The organism is Duganella sp. CF402 (genome assembly GCF_900109645.1).
GTDB lineage: Bacteria > Pseudomonadota > Gammaproteobacteria > Burkholderiales > Burkholderiaceae_D > Rugamonas.
This window is the reverse complement of record NZ_FOBG01000001.1, coordinates 2,321,187-2,338,916: the sequence shown is the minus strand read 5'-3', so window position 1 is coordinate 2,338,916 and position 17,730 is coordinate 2,321,187. Positions and strand designations below refer to the sequence as shown.

Sequence of the window (17,730 nt, the reverse complement as noted above, 5' to 3'; positions counted from 1 at the left end):
CGACCAAATTTCGTATGTTGTTTGACCGGCCTGCGGCAACTATGCAGAATCTTTTCAACATTACAAAAACGGAGACAGTTCATGGAACACGTTGCATCCGCAGCCGTGCGCCCGCACGGCCATACGGAAAGCGGAAACACCATCCCGCTGGTCATCATCACGCTGCTGTTCTTCATGTGGGGCTTGCTGACCTCACTAAACGACGTGCTGATTCCCCACCTGAAATCGATCTACACGCTGAACTACGTGCAGGCCATGCTGGTGCAGTTCTGCTTCTTCGGCGCCTACTTCATCGTGTCGCTGCCGGCCGGGATGCTGATCAAGAAGATCGGCTACCAGCGCGGCGCGGTCAGTGGACTGGTGCTGGCCGCAGCCGGTTGCGCGTTGTTCTTTCCGGCCTCGGTCAGCGGCTACGCCTTGTTCCTGCTGGCGTTCTTCGTACTGGCCAGCGGCATCACCATCCTGCAGGTGGCGGCCAATCCTTACGTGACGGTGCTCGGTGCGCCGGCTACCGCGTCCAGCCGCCTGACGCTGACGCAGGCTTTCAACTCGCTCGGCACCACCATCGCCCCGGCGCTGGGCGGGATGTTGATCCTGTCGGAAGGTGTGACTAATCTGGTGCGTACCAAGGCCGAGGAAGCTGCGGCGGTGCAGGGGCCGTATCTGGCGCTGGCCGCCGCGCTGCTGGCGCTGGCCATGCTGTTCGCCGTGGTGCGCCTGCCGAAGATCAGCCACGCCGCCGATGACGAAGTCGCCACCAGCGTCGAAACCGGCGTGCTGGCGCATCGCCACCTGCTGCTGGGCGCTATCGGCATCTTCCTGTACGTGGGCGGTGAAGTCAGCATCGGCAGCTTCCTGATTAACTTCCTCGGCGACGCCAACGTGGCCGGCCTGCCGGCCGGCGCGGCCGCGCACTACGTCAGCTACTACTGGGGCGGCGCCATGACCGGCCGCTTCATCGGCTTCGGCGTGATGCGCTACGTTAGTCCCGGCAAAGCGCTGGCGTTCAACTCGGCCGCCTCCATCCTCCTGATTTTGGTGGCGATCTTCGGCAGCGGCCAGCTGGCCATGTGGTCCATCATCGCGGTGGGGCTGTTCAATTCCATCATGTTCCCGACCATCTTCAGCATGGCGCTGCACAAGCTGGGCAAGCAGACCGGCCAGGGCTCGGGCATTCTGTGCATGGCGATTGTCGGCGGCGCGCTGGTGCCGTTCGCGCAAGGCCTGCTGGCGGACACCATCGGCCTGCAATGGTCGTTCTTCGTGCCCGCCGCCTGCTATATCTTTATTCTGTACTTCGGCGTTAAATACGCCGGCATGTATAACAACAAGGAGACTGTATGAAGTTGAAACTGGCGATGGCAATCACACTCGCATTGGCTGCGATGTCGGCGCAAGCTGCGGAACCGTGGATGGACAAATCGTTGAGCGCCGACCAGCGTGCCGAACTCGCGCTGAAAGCGATGACGCAGCAGGAGAAACTCAAGTACGTGCTGGGCCACTTCGGCTCCGACTTCGCGAACAAGACCAAGAAGCACCCGGCGGCGCTGCCTTCCTCGGCCGGCTACATCGAAGGCGTGCCGCGTCTTGGCCTGCCGGCGCTGTTCGAAACGGATGCAGGCCTGGGCGTCGCCACGCAGGCGACCAAGACGCCGCGCGAACGCACCTCGCTGCCGTCTGGCCTTGCCACCACCGCCACGTGGAACCGCGAGCTGGCCTACCAGGGCGGCGCCATGATCGGCGCCGAGGCGCGCGCTTCCGGCTTCAACGTCATGCTGGCGGGCGGCGTCAACCTGCTGCGCGAACCGCGCAACGGCCGTAACTTCGAATACGCGGGCGAGGATCCGCTGCTGGCCGGTACGATGGTGGCGCAGCAGGTGAAAGGCATTGAGTCGAACAAGATCATCGCCACCATGAAGCACTACGCCGTCAACGATCAGGAGACCGGCCGCTTCGTGCTCGACGCGCGTCTCGACGACGCCAGCAACCGCATGTCCGACCTGCTGGCCTTCCAGCTGCTGATGGAGCAGGCCGATCCCGGTTCGGTCATGTGTTCCTACAACCGCCTGAACGGCGTGTATGCCTGCGAGAGCGACTATCTGCTCAATCAGGTGCTGAAGAAGGACTGGGGCTATAAAGGTTACGTGATGACCGACTGGGGCGCGACCCACAGCACGGTGGAATCGGCCAACGCCGGCCTGGACCAGCAGTCGGGCTGGGAGTTCGACAAGTCGCAGTACTTCGGCGGCGCGTTGGAAGAAGCGGTGACCAACGGCCACGTGCCGCAAGCGCGTCTCGATAACATGGTGTTCCGCGTGCTGCGTTCGATGTTCGCCAAGGGCGTGGTCGACAACCCTGTTGCGGAAGGCGGTGCAATCGATTTCAACGCACACAACCTGGTCAGCCGCGCCGACGCGGAAGAGGGCATGGTACTGCTGAAGAACGCGGGTAATGTGCTGCCGCTGAAAGCCGGCGCGAAGAAGATCGTCATCATCGGTGCGCATGCCGATGTCGGTGTATTGGCGGGTGGCGGTTCGTCGCTGGTGTACCCGATCGGCGGCAACGCCGTGCCGGGCATCGAGCCGACCGTGTGGCCGGGCCCCGTGGTTTACCACCCATCTTCGCCACTGAAAGCGATACAGGCGCGCGCGCCCGGCGCTTCCGTGACCTACAACGATGGCAAGGATCCTGCAGCAGCAGCGCGCGCCGCCGCCGATGCGGATGTGGTGCTGGTGTTCGCCCAACAGTGGGTGGGCGAGGCGCTGGACGCTGTATCGCTGTCGCTGCCGGACAATCAGGATGCGCTGATCGCCAGCGTGGCCAAGGCCAATCCGAAAACCGTGGTGGTGCTGGAAACTTCCGGCCCGGTGCTGATGCCGTGGGTCGACCAGGCAGCCGGCATTGTGCAGGCTTGGTATCCGGGCACCGCCGGCGGCGAGGCGATTGCGCGCGTGCTGTTCGGCGAAGTGAATCCATCGGGGCACTTGCCGGCGACCTTCCCGGCATCGGAAAGCCAGCTGCCGCGTCCTAAACTGGATGGCGATCCCAAGAACGAAGCGGTGCGCTTTACCGTCAACTATCACGAAGGCGCGGCGGTCGGCTACAAGTGGTTCGACCTGAAAGGCCTGAAGCCGCTGTTCCCGTTCGGCCACGGCTTGTCGTACACGCAGTTCGCGTATTCTGGCCTCGCGGCCAGCCAGAAAGATGGCAAGCTGTCGGTGAGCTTCAAGGTCACCAACACCGGCGCGGTGAAAGGCAAGGACGTGCCGCAGCTGTACGTCGCGCCGCTGAACGCCAAGTGGGAAGCGCCGAAACGCCTGGCCGGCTGGGACAAGCTTGAACTGGCGCCGGGCGAAAGCAAGGAAGTCAGTGTGAGTGTCGACCCGCGCCTGCTGGGCGTGTACGACAGCCGCAGCAAGACCTGGCGCATCGCCAAGGGCGGCTACAAAGTCCTGCTGGCACAAGACGCGGCAGATGCGAAGGCCGCCAGCATTACCATTCAACTGCCTCAGCGCACGCTGAACGTGGCAGGCAAATAAAAAACCAAGGAGCGAGACTTGAAACAACTGTATAAATTTTGCGCTGCGGCGCTGATGCTCGGCATGGCCGGCATGGTTGAAGCAGCACCGGCAAGCGGCAGCGACTTCGTCACCGTCAAGAACACCCACTTCGCCCGCAAGGGACAGGCCTACTACATCGTCGGCGCCAACTTCTGGTACGGCGGCTACCTCGGTGCGGCCAGCGGCGTGGGCGAGCGCGCCCGCCTGCTGAAAGAACTGGACAACATGAAGGCCATCGGCATCAACAACCTGCGCGTACTCGCAGTGTCCGAGAAGACCGAGATGAAAAGCGCCGTCAGCCCGGCCACCACCGCCGCGCCGGGCCAGTACGACGAAAACCTGCTGGCCGGCCTGGACTTCCTGATGGCGGAAGTGGCCAAGCGCGACATGACCGTGGTGCTCTACCTGAACAACTTCTGGCAATGGTCGGGCGGCATGACGCAGTACCTGAACTGGTTCGAAGGCACGCCGGCGCTGGACCCGAATGTGACCAAGGACTATGAAACCTATATGCAGAAGACCGCAGGCTTCTACCGCAACGCCGCCGCGCAGGCCGAGTACCGCAACGTCATCGCCAAGATCGTCAAGCGCGTCAACACCATCACCGGCAAGCCATACACTGAAGACACCCATATCCTGTCGTGGCAGCTGGCCAACGAGCCGCGTCCAGGCAACAGCAAGTCGACGCCGGAAGAAAAGGCCGTCTACGTGAAGTGGGTGGACGACGTGGCCGGCTACATCCATAGCCTCGACAAAAACCACTTGGTCAGCAGCGGCAGCGAAGGCCTGGCCGGTTCGGCGCAGGACGCGCAGCTGTATCTGGACGCGCACCGCACCAAGAACATCAACTACTTGACCTATCACCTGTGGCCGAAAAACTGGGGCTGGTTCGACTCCAACAACCCAAGCGGCACTTGGGATAACGCCATCGGCAAGAGCCGCGACTACCTGAATTCGCACATCGAGCTGGCCAAGAAACTGGGCAAGCCTATCGTGCTGGAAGAATTTGGCCTCGACCGCGATGGCCCGTCGTTCAGCATCAAGGCCACCACCAAGATCCGCGACCGCTTCTATCGCGAAGTGTTCGACGTGGTTGCCACCCGCGCGGCGAAAGGCGATCCGATTGCCGGCTTCAATTTCTGGGCATGGGGCGGCGCCGGCCGCGCGGCCAATGCGGATTACTGGTGGAAGCCGGGTAACGACTTCGTCGGTGATCCTCCGCAGGAAGAGCAGGGCCTGTACTCCGTATTCGATTCCGACGTCAGCTCGCTGTTGCTGATCAAGGAGTACGCCGACCGCCTGCACGCGATCAAGCGATGAAGCGCGTCCTGACCTTGCTGGCGCTGGTCGCCAGCTTTAACGTGCAAGCGCAGAAGTTCGACGGCCTGGCTGCCACCCCGCAAATGGGCTGGAACAGCTGGAACTCCTTCGCCTGCGATATCAACGAACAGCTGATTCGCGACACGGCGGATGCGATGGTGAAGCAGGGGCTCAAGGACGCCGGCTACGAGTATGTCAACATCGACGATTGCTGGCACGGCAAGCGTGACAAGGATGGTGTGATCCATCCCGACGCGAAGCGCTTCCCATCCGGTATGAAGGCGCTGGCCGATTATGTGCATAGCAGAGGTCTCAAGCTGGGCATCTATTCGGACGTCGGCGCCACCACTTGCGGCGGCCATCCAGGCAGCCGTGGGCATGAGTATCAGGATGCGATCACATACGCCGCCTGGGGCGTGGACTACGTCAAGTATGACTGGTGTGACAGCAAAGGCCTAAGTCCGGTCGGTGCCTACACGACCATGCGCGACGCCATCCGCAGTGCCGGCCGGCCAATGTTGTTCAGCATGTGCGAGTGGGGCGATAACAAGCCGTGGGAGTGGGCGGCGGACGTGAGCCATTCGTGGCGGACTACCGGCGATATCTATCCTTGCTGGGATTGCGAGCTTAGTCACAGTAGTTTCTCCCGCTATGGCGTGATGCGGATCCTCGACAAGCAGGCGGGCTTGCGCAAGTACGCAGGGCCGGGCCACTGGAACGACATGGACATGCTGGAAGTCGGCATGGGCATGACCGAGGACGAGGACCGCGCGCACTTTGCGATTTGGGCCATGATGGCGTCGCCGCTCATTCTCGGCAACGACTTGCGCAGCATGCCGGAATCCACGCGCCGTATCCTGTCCAACAAGGACGTGATCGCGATCAACCAGGACAAGGCAGGCATCCAGGCATGGAAGTTCATGGACGCGGGCCAGCTTGAATACTGGGCCAAGCCGCTGGCGAACAATGAGTGGGCGGTAATGGTGCTCAATCGCGGCGAGCAGGCGGCCAATATCAGCTACGACTGGAAGAAGCATCAGCTGAGCGATGACCTGAGCAAGCACGAGGCGGACTTCAAGCAGACGGTCTACGACTGGCGTGACATCTGGGGCGGCAAGATGGGCGACACCAGCAAGAAGCTGGAAACCAAGGTGGCGCCGCACAGCGCGCTGCTGTTGCGCCTCAAGCCGCAGCCGGTGGACGGCGCCGCATGCAGCACTACGCCGGCGCCGCGCAAGCTCAGTTATCACTGGATGTCGCGCGAGCGCTGGCAGCAAATGTTTGCGGAAGACGTGGCGGTGGCCGACAAGGGCAATGTGGATTTGCTGTTTGTCGGCGATTCGATTACGGAGGGCTGGAACCGCGAGGTCTGGGAGCGTTCGTTCGGCAGCTGGCGTACGGCCAACTTCGGCATCGGCGGCGACCATACCGGCAATGTGTTGTGGCGCTTGCAGAACGGCCACGCGGAAAAGCTCCATCCCAAGCTGGTGGTGCTGACGGTGGGTGTGAATAACCTCGGCTTCTGCAACGCCACGCCGCAGCAAGCATTCGACGGGGTGAAGGCGGTGGTGGCGCAGTTGCGTAAGCTGTACCCGGATAGCCGCATCCTGCTTAACGCGTTGCTGCCTTACGGTCAGTTCGCCAACAGCCCGACGCGCCTGCAAGTGGTCGAGATCAATCGCCTGGTCGCCTCGCTGGGCGATGGCAAGCAGGTGATTTTCCACGACTACGGCAACCGCTTCCTGCAGGCGAACGGCGAGATGTCGGCCGAAGTAATGGGCGACTTCCTCCATCCGACCGCCAAGGGATATCAAATCTGGTCCGACGCCATGCTGCCGGATATCCGCAAGCTGATGGAGTAAAAACATGCTGTTCGCCGCCGTCGTTCTTGCAGCCTCGATTACCGCCGCCGATCCCTACGTTGCCCGCATGGGGCGGACGGAGGTGGCGGCGGATGGCGGCGTGCGATTTAGCTATCCCGGTGTCAGCTTCTTCCTGAACTTCGAAGGCACGCGCCTCGGCGCCGTCGCACAGGCCAGCGGCGACCAGAGTTATCTGGACGTGATTGTGGACGGCGCCGAACGCAGGATCCGCCTGAGCGCGGGCCGCCAGACACTGTCGCTAGCCGACGGGCTGCCGGCCGGCCAGCACTCGGTGGAAATCGTCAACCGCTCCGAAACCTGGCAAGGCAGCGCCGCGCTGCTTGGCTTCGACACCGACGGCACATGGCGCGCCGCACCCGCGCTGCCCTCGCGCAAGCTGCTGTTGCTGGGCGATTCCGTCACCTGCGGCGCATCGCTGGACCGCGTGGCTGGTGAGAAGGCCGGCGCCGCATGGGCCAATCCGCGCGCCAGCTACGGCATGCTGATGGCGCAGCGGCTTAACGCGCAAGTGCAACTGGTATGCTACGGCGGCCGTGGCCTGATCCGCACCTGGGAAGGCAAGACCGACGACATGAACCTGGCCGACTACTACGGCATGGCGCTGCCCACCCAGCCTGTCGCCGTGCCGTGGAACCAGCGCGACTACCGTCCCGACGCCATCCTGGTTGCCATCGGCACCAACGACATGACCACTGGCATACCTGAGCGCGAGCAGTATGTGCAAGCCTACGTTAAGCTGGTCCGCACGCTGCTGCAAGATCATCCGCAAGCGCAGATCATGTTGACCGAAGGCGGCATTCTGCGCGATGAAAAACAGGCAGCGCTGCGTGGCTACATCGCCGACACTGTGCGCCGCGTTGGCGACCTGCGCGTGCACGCTATCGCCTCCACCGGCTATCCCGGCGATGATATCGACGGCCATCCCACCAAGGAGCAAAACCTCAGCATCGTCAACGACCTGCTGCCGCAAGTGCGCGCCATCATGCACTGGTAAGCGGCAGCAGGTGAAGAGCAAGGCTTAGAAGTTGGCGCCTACGCGCAGGCCGAACATGCGCGGCTCCACGTAGTAGGCCCGCATAAAGCCGCCGAAGGCCGAATCGGTGCTGGTCTTCGCATGTTCGTCCGTCAGGTTGCGCACATACAGCTCCGCGTGCCATTTGTCTTCTGGCGCTTCAAACCGTACCGACGCATCGGCCATCGCATAGGCCTTCTGGTAACGGCCGATGTGCGCGAAGTCCGAATTCAGCAAATCGAAGTAAGCCTTGTCGCGCCAGTTCACCTTCACGTAGGGAATCAGCTTGTAGCCGTTTTCCAGCCCGAATTCCTGCGAGAAGTTGAGGTTGAACTGGTACTTCGGCGTATTCGGCAAATGGTTGCCTTCGATGTTGGCGAGGCGGCGGCCCAGCAGCGTCTTGTCAGTACCGTTGTACACCGCAGGGCAGGCCGGCAGGCCCAGCTCCGTGCGCACGTCGCACTGGTAGTCGTCGCTGTAGGAATTGAAGTCGTGCACACTGGTGTTGATGTAGGCGAAGCCGCCGCCGACGCGGCCGCCGCGCCACGGCTTCCAGTCCCACTCCAGCTCGAGGCCCGGGATATTCACCTTGCCGACGTTGATGGTGCGCCAGGTTTCATACACATCGCACTTCGGCTGGTCGGCCGGGCAGGGCAGGCCGTTGTCCGGGATGATCTGGTTGACGAAGTAGGTGCCTGTCAGCTGCATGCCCTTGTACTTCATGAAGAAGGCGGTGGCCGAAAGACTCAGGGTATTGTCGAGGAACTTGCCCTTGAAACCCAGCTCATAGTTGGTGACCGTCTCCGGATCGTAAGGCAGGAAGGTGACCACGCCCGGCTTGCCGTCCGCGCACTTGTGATAGTTGCAGCTGTCGGTCTTGTCGGCGAAGCCGCCGGCCTTGTAGCCGGTGGAGATGGAGCCGTACACCATCTTGTTATTGTCGATCTGCTTTTGCAGGCCAAGGCGCCACGTGACCTTGTTCCACGTCTGCTTGTGGTCATTCGAGGTTGGCGAACCATACAGGTGATACGCCGCCACGCTGCCGCCCATGCCGGGCGCGAGGTCGGTGCCGTCATGGACGTGGAAGCCCGGCGTGCCCGGTGTCCCTTGCGAGTACCAGCCGTTGTAGTAGGCTGCGTTGCCGATCCAGTTGGCGCCATACACTTCGCCGCCTTTGTCCTCCTTGCTATCGACGCTGTAGCGCGCGCCGGCGGTGGCGGTCCATGTCGGCATGAACTGCCAGTCGGCCTGCGCGAAGGCGGCCTTCGCATCGACCTGCCGGTTCGGCTGGTGATACAGCACGCTGCCCACATCGCCGTACGGCTTCTGGATGGTATTGGTGATTTCGTAGTCGATGTTGTTCCGCTCATGCATCCAGAACAGGCCCGCCACGTACTTCAGGCTACCCAGCTGCTGCTTGAGCTGCGCCTCATGCACGGTCGACAGGTAGCGCGAATCGAGCGTGCGGTGGAAGGAATCGGTCAGCGGCCACGTGCCCCAGTTACCGTCGGCGGTGTTTGGATATGCGCCGTTGATCTGGAACGGCGCGGCGTTCTGCAGGCCCTTGTCGTCGTCGGTGATTTCATTTCGGCGCTGGTCGGCAACCTGGAAGGTGTAGTCGAAATTGGTGTGATCGTTGATGTTCCAGTTCACGCCGGTGCGCAGCGTGCGGATCTTCATGTCGATGTGACCCGGCACGTTGACATTGATATCCCACTTGCCCTGATCGGTGCAAGCGTAGCGCGTGCCCGCGCCGGCCTCGCAATCGCGGAAGGCCGCGCCGCCGGCGCTGGAGTCCTGGAACTCTTCATACGACGCCTTGGCGGTGACGTCGCGGTTGATCTTCAGCAGGGCGCCAAGGCGGCCTGCCCATTCGTTCTGGTTGGTGTAGTACTCACTGGCGCCGATATAGCGGTTGAAGCGCTGGTCCACGTCCGGCTTGCCGTTAGGGATCCAGCCCAGCGCCGGCGCATTGGCTTCGCTGACGTCGCGCGTCTGGTGTGCGTAGCCGTCGCGCTTCACTTTCATGAAGGTGGCGCGCAGTGCCAGCGCGTCGTTGACCGTCACGTTTTGCACCAGGTTGATTTGCTTCTTGTCGTAGTTGCCGAGGTCCAGATCGGCCTTGCCGTAGTTGCCGGTCCAATCGGGCTTCGCGGGAATCACGTTGACGCTGCCGCCGGTGGAGTTACGGCCGAACAGCGTGCCTTGCGGGCCGCGCAGCACTTCGACCTGTTCAAGGTCGAACATCAGCGCCTGCGCGCCTTGTGGACGTGGCGAGTACATGCCGTCCACGTGGAAGCCGACCGCCGGGTCGCCGGTCTCGGTGAAATTGGTCGAAGTGATGCCGCGTATGGTGATCTGCACCGCCGAATCGAGGCCGGTATTTTCGATCACCACGTTGGGCATCTCGCCGCTCAAGTCGCGCAGGCTGGTGGCGCCTTTGCGGGTCAGCTGGTCCTGGCTCAGCGCCGTTACCGCCAGCGGGGTTTTCAGCAGCGAAGTGGAATAGCGGGTCGCAGTGACCTTGACTTCCGGGATCTGGTCCTGTGCCGCGACGTCATCTTCGGCGTGGGAGGCCATGCTGATCAGGGCACATGCGCTGGTTACTGCAAGACTCATGAGAGTCCGTTTTGTGGAATACATCGTTTCGTCTCCTTATGGTTTTATTGCTAATTCAGTATTTCCCGGCCATGTTTGAAGGGTCAAACGAATCCATAAAACGACGCTCAGTTTCTTCGTCTTTACTAAACTCGCTGCTTTACAACGCTCCCGCCAACCTTTTTGTTAAGTTTTGTAAGCTTTTCTTGCGTAGCGTTGCAGCGCGCGGCGCGGCTGCACCCGGCGGCGTTAGGAAATGTAATCGCGGCAGAAGGCGATTCCAATAAATTCAATGACTTAGCTGTCGCGGTGGCGTGGGTGCTGTTACGTAAAAGGCAAGCTAAGATGGTCCCATCGCTGTGATGAAAGGGACTAACGAATGCCGCTCCGCCGCTTGCTCCGACATGCTTTGATGCTCGCCCTGTGCTCCGCAACAGCCGCTCGCGCCGGTACGCTGGTGATCGAAAGCTGGCGCGTGGACGACAAGACGCTGTGGGAAAAAGTGCTGATCCCGGCGTTCGAAAAAAACCATCCGGGCGTCGACGTCAAGTTCGCACCGACCGCGCCGACCGAGTACGACTCCAGCCTGGCCGCGCGACTGGCCGGCGGCACCGCCGGCGATTTGATCGCCTGCCGTCCGTTCGATGTGTCGCTGTCGCTGTACAAAAAAGGCCATCTCGAAAAGCTGGACGGCAAGGCGGGTATGCAGAACTTCGCGCCGACGGCCACCGTCGCCTGGCAAACCGACGACGGCAAGGACACTTTCTGCATGCCGGTGGCGTCGGTGATCCACGGTTTTTTGTACAACAAGAAGATCTTCAAGAAGCTCAATGTACAGCCGCCTAAAACAGTGGACGAGTTTTTCACCTTGCTCGAAACGCTGAAGAAGGCCGGCGTGACGCCGCTCGCGCTAGGCACCGCCGACCAGTGGGAATCGAGCCAAATGGTTTATACCAATATCGGCCCCAATTTCTGGCGCGGCGAGGAAGGGCGCAAGGCGCTCATTGCCGGCAAGGCCAAGTTGACCGACGCGCCGTTTGTCGAGGCCCTGCAATTCGAGCAGCGCATGGGTACTTACCTCGGTCGCGGCGCCAGTGCGCAAACCTACGGCGACAGCCAGAACCAGTTCTCGCTGGGCCGCGCCGCTATCTATCCGACCGGCTCCTGGGATATCTCCTACTTCAGCCAGACGCCGGGGCTGGAGCTGGGCGCGTTTGCGCCGCCGGTACGCAAGGCGGGCGATGCCTGCTTCATTTCGGATCACATGGACATCGGCATCGGCATTAACAAGAAATCCCGCAACAAGGACGACGCTTTCAAGTTCCTGGCCTGGGTGGGATCGCAGGAGTTTGCGGACATCTACACCAACCGGGTGACGGGCTTCTTCTCGCTCTCGCATCACCTGATTTCAGTGCGTGATCCGGTGGCCAAGCAGATGGCGGAGTGGCGCAACAGTTGCGCCTCCACCATCCGCTTCAACGCGCAAGTGCTCAATCGCGGGCAGCCCAGCATGGAGAGTGAACTTTGGAATATCAACTCGCAGGTCTTGAACGGCAAGCTGGCGCCGAAGGATGCGGCGGCACGGCTGCAAAACGGTTTTGCCAAGTGGTACAAACCACAGCAAAAGTAGCGTCACACTAAGTCCCTCCCTTCGATTTTTGTGTGATCCAGTTTGCCAGCGCCGGGCGCGGTGCTGGCTTTTTTTCAGTTTTCCGGAGGCAGTTTTGAAGCAAGAAGTGAATACGGTGCGGCCTTGGCAGTTGCTGCTTTTCCTGGCGCCGGCGTTGCTGGTCTACGGCGTGTTTAGCGCGCTGCCGCTGGTGCAGACGCTGGGGCAGGGCTTTTTCAGCGCCGACGACAGCGGCCATGCGGCCTTCGCCGGCCTCGATAACTTCCGCACGGTGCTGCTGGACCCTGACTGGTCGGCCGGTTTCTGGAATGCGATGCTCAACAACGCCAAGTTCTTTTGCCTGCATATGCTGCTGCAAAATCCGATTGGTCTGCTGCTGGCGACTTTATTCAGCCTGAAAGGGCTGCGCGGCGCACGCACCTACCGTACGCTGATCTTTTTGCCGACGCTGCTGTCGGTAGTGATCATCGGCTTTATCTGGCAGTTGATCCTGTCGCCGCTGTGGGGCGTAGGCGAAAAGCTGATGGGTTTTGCCGGCCTGGCTGATTTCTTTGCGCCGTGGCTGGGCGAGGAAGAGAGCGCACTGGCGGCGATTTCGATGGTCTCGGTGTGGCAGTACATCGGCATGCCGATGATGCTGATCTACGCAGCGCTGCTGGCGGTGCCGGACGAAATCGTCGAAGCGGCGCACGTGGAAGGCGCCAGCGCCATGCGCATCTTCTGGCAGATCAAGCTGCCGCTGATTTATCCGACTCTGGGCCTTGTGACGATACTCACCTTTGTGGCCAACTTTAATGCGTTTGATCTGATCTATTCGATCAAGGGCGCGCTGGCGGGACCAAATTATTCGACCGATATTCTGGGCACCTTGTTCTACCGGACCTTCTTCGGCTATCAGGCGCAGGTTGGCAACGCCTACCTCGGGTCGGCGGTGGCGACCTTGATGTTCCTGGTGATTCTGGCCGGCGTGGGAGTTTACTTTATTGGCGTGCAGCGCCGCCTGACGAGGTTCGCGCTATGAAGAACCGCTTGATGGTACACGCCTCCCTGATGGCGTACACGGTGCTGGCGCTGTTCCCGATCGCGCTGATCCTGATTAATTCGGTCAAGACCCGCGAGGCGATTTTTGACGATCCGCTGGCACTGCCGACGATGGAATCGCTGACCTTTGTCGGTTTCCAGAAGGTCCTCGCCAGCACCAACTTCCTGCTTTACTTCGGCAATAGCCTGGTGGTGACGCTGGCGGCGTTGTTCTGCATCCTGCTGTTCGGCGCAATGGCCGCGTGGGCGCTGTCGGAGTACAGCTTCAAGGGGAATCGCGTGCTGATGCTGTTCCTCGCCTTCGGCATCATGATCCCGATCCGGCTTGGCACGGTGTCGATACTGGAATTGATGGTCAAGCTGGATCTGGTCAACACGCTGACGGCGCTGGTGCTGGTGTACACGGCGCAGGGACTGCCGCTGGCGGTGATGATCCTGTCCGAATTCATGCGGCAGGTACCGGCGGAATTGAAGGACGCCGCGCGCTGCGATGGTGTCGGCGAAGTGCGCATCTTCTTCCAGGTGGTGCTGCCGCTGATACGGCCGGCGATTGCGACGGTGGCGGTGTTCACCATGATCCCGGCGTGGAACGATCTGTGGTTCCCGCTGATCCTCGCGCCGTCTGACCGCACCAAGACTGTCACGCTGGGCGTGCAGCAGTTTATCGGGCAGTACGTCACGGACTGGAATTCGGTGCTGGCCGCGTTGTCGCTGGCGGTGATTCCGATGCTGGTCCTGTATGCGCTGTTCTCGCGCCAACTGATACGCGGCCTGACGGCAGGCGCTGTGAAATAAGGAGAAGTCTCGCAATGGCAAGTGTAAGTTTAAAACAGCTGCGCAAATCGTATGACGGCAAGAACGACGTCCTGGCCGGCATCGACCTGGACATCGCGCATGGCGAATTCGTGGTGCTGGTCGGGCCGTCGGGCTGCGGCAAGTCGACGCTGCTGCGCATGCTATGCGGTCTGGAGAGCATTACCGATGGCGTGATGCAGATCGGCGAGCGCACAGTCAATCAGCTGCCGCCGGCGGAACGCGGTATTGCGATGGTGTTCCAGAGCTACGCGCTGTATCCGCACATGACGGTGTACCAGAACATGGCGTTCGGCCTCAAGGTGGCGGGCAAGGACAAGGCCGCGATCAAGCAGCGCATCGGCGAAGCCGCCACCATCCTGAAGATCGATCACTTGCTGGAGCGGCTGCCGCGCGAGCTGTCCGGCGGTCAGCGGCAGCGCGTGGCCATCGGCCGCGCCATCGTGCGCGAACCGCAGCTGTTCCTGTTCGATGAGCCGCTGTCCAATCTTGACGCGGCGCTGCGCGTGCAAACGCGGCTGGAAATCGCCAAGCTGCACCGCCAGCTGGACGCCACTATCGTCTACGTCACCCACGACCAGGTGGAGGCGATGACGCTGGGCGACAAGATCGTGGTCATGCACGAGGGGCATATCCAGCAGGCCGGTTCGCCGCTGGACTTGTACCAGCAGCCGTGCAACCTGTTCGTAGCGGGTTTTATCGGCTCGCCGAAAATGAATTTCATGGCTGGCAGCGTAATCGATGCGCATGCCGGTGGCGTCTCGGTGCTGCTGGACAGCGGCGAGACGGTGCGCGCAGCGGTCGACGGCAGCGGTATGCAGGCCGGCGACAAGGTCACGCTCGGCCTGCGGGCGGAACACATCAGCGAATCGCGCAGCGGTTCGGAAGTTTTCAGCGGCGAGGTCAGTGTGGTCGAACACCTGGGCGAAGCCAATTACATCTACGTCAGCCATGAAGGCAGGGAAGACGTAGTAATACGCGGGGATGGCGAACGCCATGTCGCGCCGGGACAGTCCATCACCTTCTCGGCCGAGAGTACTGCTTTCCACGTGTTTGATGAAACGGGCCTGGCGCGGCGGCGCCTACGGCCCGGCAATATGGTGTCGGCGTCGCGCAGCCTGCGCAGCGCCTGACACGCCACGAGTCCTTTAAATTTAAAAACAGGGAGAGTTGGATGAACAAGCCGGTACTGAAGAAAAAAATACTACCTCACGTGATTGCGCTGGCGCTGGGCGGAGCATTCGGCCCGCATGCCTACGCTCAAACCAGCGATGCCGCACCGGCAGCGGACGCCAATACCGTGGAAGTGCGCGGCATCCGCGAACGCCTCAAGCGCAACCTCGCCGAGAAGCGCGATGCGGGTAATGTGATCGACACAGTCACCGCCGAAGAAGTGGGCAAGTTCCCAGACAAGAACGTGGCCGACTCGCTGCAGCGCGTGCCAGGCATTTCAGTTGACCGCACCTGGGGCGAGGGCCGCGACATTTTCGTGCGCGGCACCGACAAGAACCTCAACCTCACGCAGCTGAACGGCCAGGCCGTGGCCTCTGGCTACTGGTGGAAGAACGACTCGCAAAGCCGTGGCTTCAACTACGACATCCTCGCTTCGGAACTGGTGGGCAGCATCGACGTCTACAAGAGCCCATCGGCCGATCTGGATGAAGGTTCGATCGGCGGCTTGGTCAACGTGAAGACCCGCAAGCCATTCCAGTTGAAATCCTTCGTGGCGCAGGCTTCGGTGGAGGCGACCTACAGCGAGCTGCCGAAGAAAACCGATCCGCAGCTGTCTGGCCTGATCAGCTGGACCAACGACCAGAAAACCTTCGGCGCGCTGCTGGCGATCAGCAAACAGAAACGCACCATGCGCCGCGACGGCCTGGAAAACTTCACCGATTCGACCAAGTACAACATCGTCGACCAGAACGGCGCGGTAACGCCGGGCGCCTACGCGTCGTGGGGCGGCGGCTCGGCCATCTTCCGCCAGGACCGCGAACGCACCACCGGCAACCTGACCTTGCAGGCGCGCCCGAACGCCAACACCGATATCTCGCTGAACTACATGAACTCCGATATGAGCATGGACAACAGCAACCAGAACTACCTGTGGGAAGCTGGTGGGCTGGCGGATGCCAAGGGCAATATCCAGGTCACCAATCCGAAGTTCATCACCACCTCGGACGGCACCAAGGCGCTGGTCGGCGGCACCGTCGGCCCGACCGGCGGCGTATCGTTCGAGCCTATCTTCCGCCAGTCCTATGTGAAGTCGGAAGTGCTGGATCTGGAAGGCACCTACGATGCGGACAACTGGAAGTTCCACGGCCAGGCCGGCACCACCAAGGGCTCGGGCGGCAGCGACCATGACCGCAACTTCTGGTTCGTCGGGAATACCCGCACCAGCTTCAACATCGCACCGGATACCTACGAGGTCAAATACCTCGATATCAGCCCGCTCGACGCGTCCAAGCTCACGCTGCAAAGCGCGCGTGACTGGATCCGCCGCATGGAGACCAAGGAGAACTACGCACAGGGCGACCTGACGCTGGACCTGAACGGTGACTTCTTCAAATCGATCAAGGTCGGCGCCAAATTCCGCGACACCACGGTGCAGAACCGCCGCATCATCGGCACCGCAGGTCCGGGCAGCCCTGGCTGGATCTCGTACTCGCTGGCCGATCTGTCGACCGGCGCCTCGCCGAAGCTGAGCCAGGAGGCGGCCACCGCCGGCTCGCTGACGCAGTATGCATGGGTGGATGATGGACTAGCGTACTCCAAGGGTTTCCCAATGTACGACAAGGCCATGACCTACGCCGAAGCCAAGGGTGAATACTACAAGATCAAGGAAAAAATCTACGCCACCTATCTGCGCGCCGACTTCGCCACCGGCCAGTGGCGCGGCGACTTCGGCGCCCGCGTGGTCAAGACCGACCAGACCTCCGAGGCGTATCAAGACCTGAGCGGTAAGGGCAACTACGTGCTGGGCGACGTCAAACGCAGCTACACCGACGTGCTGCCCAACCTGAACGTGGTCTACAACGTCAGCAAGGACTTGCTGGTGCGCGGCGCGATAGCACGCGTGATGGCGCGTAACACCTACAGCGATTTGAGCGCCAGCACCGAGGTAAGTGGTACTACCAACGCCGCCACCGCAGGTAATCCACTGCTCAAGCCATTCCACGCCAATCAGGGTGAAATCGGCGCCGAGTGGTATTACGCTGATGCCTCGCTGCTGTCAGCCACGGTGTTCGCCAAAAAACTCGATACCTTCATCTATACCCAGACCGCCAGCGAGAACGTGGCCGGTGTCACGCGCTCCGTCACCCGTCCGTACAACGCCAACAATGGCGCCACGGTCAACGGGCTGGAACTGCAATGGCAGCAGGCGTTCAGCAGCGGCTTCGGCGCCATCGTCAACTACACCTTCACCGATGCCAAGACCGGCGCCAACGCGGCCGGCCGCAAGCTGAATGTGATCGGCAATTCGCGCAACCAGGCCAATATCACCGGCTTCTGGGAGAAGAACGGCTACAGCGCGCGGCTGTCGTACAACTACCGCTCCAAGTCGTATGGCGCGCTGGATGAAGGCGGCCAGGATGTGACCAGCGCCTACGGCCAGTGGGATGCGTCGGCCAGCTGGGACGTCACGCCGAAAATCTCGCTGTACCTGACGGCGGTGAACATCGGGAATGAAGTCATCCGCACCAATACCACCGACGGTTTGCCGGTCGGCGTGTATGAAAATGGCGCGCGCTATAGCCTCGGCCTGAAAGCCAAGTTCTGATAGCGATTTCATAGCCTCCCAAGCCCGATTGCCTGTATGGCGTCGGGCTTTTTTCCATTACAATCGTGTCATTATTTCCATTTGGGATGCCGAGT

General features: G+C 61.5%; 11 protein-coding genes. 10 read left to right on the top strand and 1 reads right to left on the bottom strand.

Translation table 11 applies throughout. The features are described 5' to 3' along the window. Positions 1–81: 81 nt before the first annotated feature. From BMZ70_RS10475 to axe2C, 5 genes are read left to right on the top strand one after another with little or no spacing between them, the layout of a single operon-like run. Positions 82–1,344: a sugar MFS transporter gene (locus BMZ70_RS10475; protein WP_092273353.1), complete on the top strand. Its 1,263-nt coding sequence runs from the start codon at positions 82–84 to the stop codon at positions 1,342–1,344. Continuing rightward, positions 1,341–3,539, top strand: a complete 2,199-nt coding sequence (locus BMZ70_RS10470) for a beta-glucosidase family protein (protein WP_092273350.1) — start codon at positions 1,341–1,343, stop codon at positions 3,537–3,539. The genes BMZ70_RS10475 and BMZ70_RS10470 overlap by 4 nt, the downstream gene beginning before the upstream one ends. Positions 3,540–3,557: 18 nt before the next feature. Then, positions 3,558–4,880 carry a glycoside hydrolase 5 family protein gene (locus BMZ70_RS10465; RefSeq protein ID WP_229205371.1) on the top strand — a complete coding sequence of 441 codons (1,323 nt, stop codon included), beginning with the start codon at positions 3,558–3,560 and terminating at the stop codon, positions 4,878–4,880. Further along, positions 4,877–6,742 (top strand): GDSL-type esterase/lipase family protein, encoded by a 1,866-nt coding sequence (locus BMZ70_RS10460; RefSeq protein WP_092273347.1) that lies wholly within the window; start codon positions 4,877–4,879, stop codon positions 6,740–6,742. The genes BMZ70_RS10465 and BMZ70_RS10460 overlap by 4 nt, the downstream gene beginning before the upstream one ends. 4 nt (positions 6,743–6,746) lie before the next feature. Continuing rightward, positions 6,747–7,757: a bifunctional acetylxylan esterase/glucomannan deacetylase AxeC2 gene (gene axe2C / locus BMZ70_RS10455; protein ID WP_092273344.1), complete on the top strand. Its 1,011-nt coding sequence runs from the start codon at positions 6,747–6,749 to the stop codon at positions 7,755–7,757. A gap of 24 nt (positions 7,758–7,781) precedes the next feature. Here axe2C and BMZ70_RS10450 read toward each other — a convergent pair whose 3' ends face one another. Next, positions 7,782–10,394, bottom strand: a complete 2,613-nt coding sequence (locus BMZ70_RS10450) for a TonB-dependent receptor (protein WP_229205370.1) — start codon at positions 10,392–10,394, stop codon at positions 7,782–7,784. 358 nt (positions 10,395–10,752) lie between these two features. Between BMZ70_RS10450 and BMZ70_RS10445 the strand changes: the two genes are divergently transcribed. From BMZ70_RS10445 to BMZ70_RS10425, 5 genes are all read left to right on the top strand, one after another. Continuing rightward, on the top strand, positions 10,753–12,003 hold the full coding sequence (locus BMZ70_RS10445; protein WP_092273338.1) for an ABC transporter substrate-binding protein: 1,251 nt from the start codon (positions 10,753–10,755) through the stop codon (positions 12,001–12,003). A gap of 106 nt (positions 12,004–12,109) precedes the next feature. After that, complete coding sequence (locus tag BMZ70_RS10440) at positions 12,110–13,024, top strand: carbohydrate ABC transporter permease (RefSeq protein ID WP_092277737.1); 915 nt, start codon at positions 12,110–12,112, stop codon at positions 13,022–13,024. Further along, complete coding sequence (locus BMZ70_RS10435; RefSeq protein ID WP_092273335.1) at positions 13,021–13,839, top strand: carbohydrate ABC transporter permease; 819 nt, start codon at positions 13,021–13,023, stop codon at positions 13,837–13,839. The genes BMZ70_RS10440 and BMZ70_RS10435 overlap by 4 nt, the downstream gene beginning before the upstream one ends. Positions 13,840–13,853: 14 nt before the next feature. Next, positions 13,854–14,990 (top strand): ABC transporter ATP-binding protein, encoded by a 1,137-nt coding sequence (locus BMZ70_RS10430; protein WP_092273332.1) that lies wholly within the window; start codon positions 13,854–13,856, stop codon positions 14,988–14,990. A 41-nt stretch (positions 14,991–15,031) separates the two neighbouring features. After that, on the top strand, positions 15,032–17,635 hold the full coding sequence (locus tag BMZ70_RS10425; protein ID WP_092273329.1) for a TonB-dependent receptor: 2,604 nt from the start codon (positions 15,032–15,034) through the stop codon (positions 17,633–17,635). The last annotated feature ends 95 nt before the right edge of the window (positions 17,636–17,730 follow it).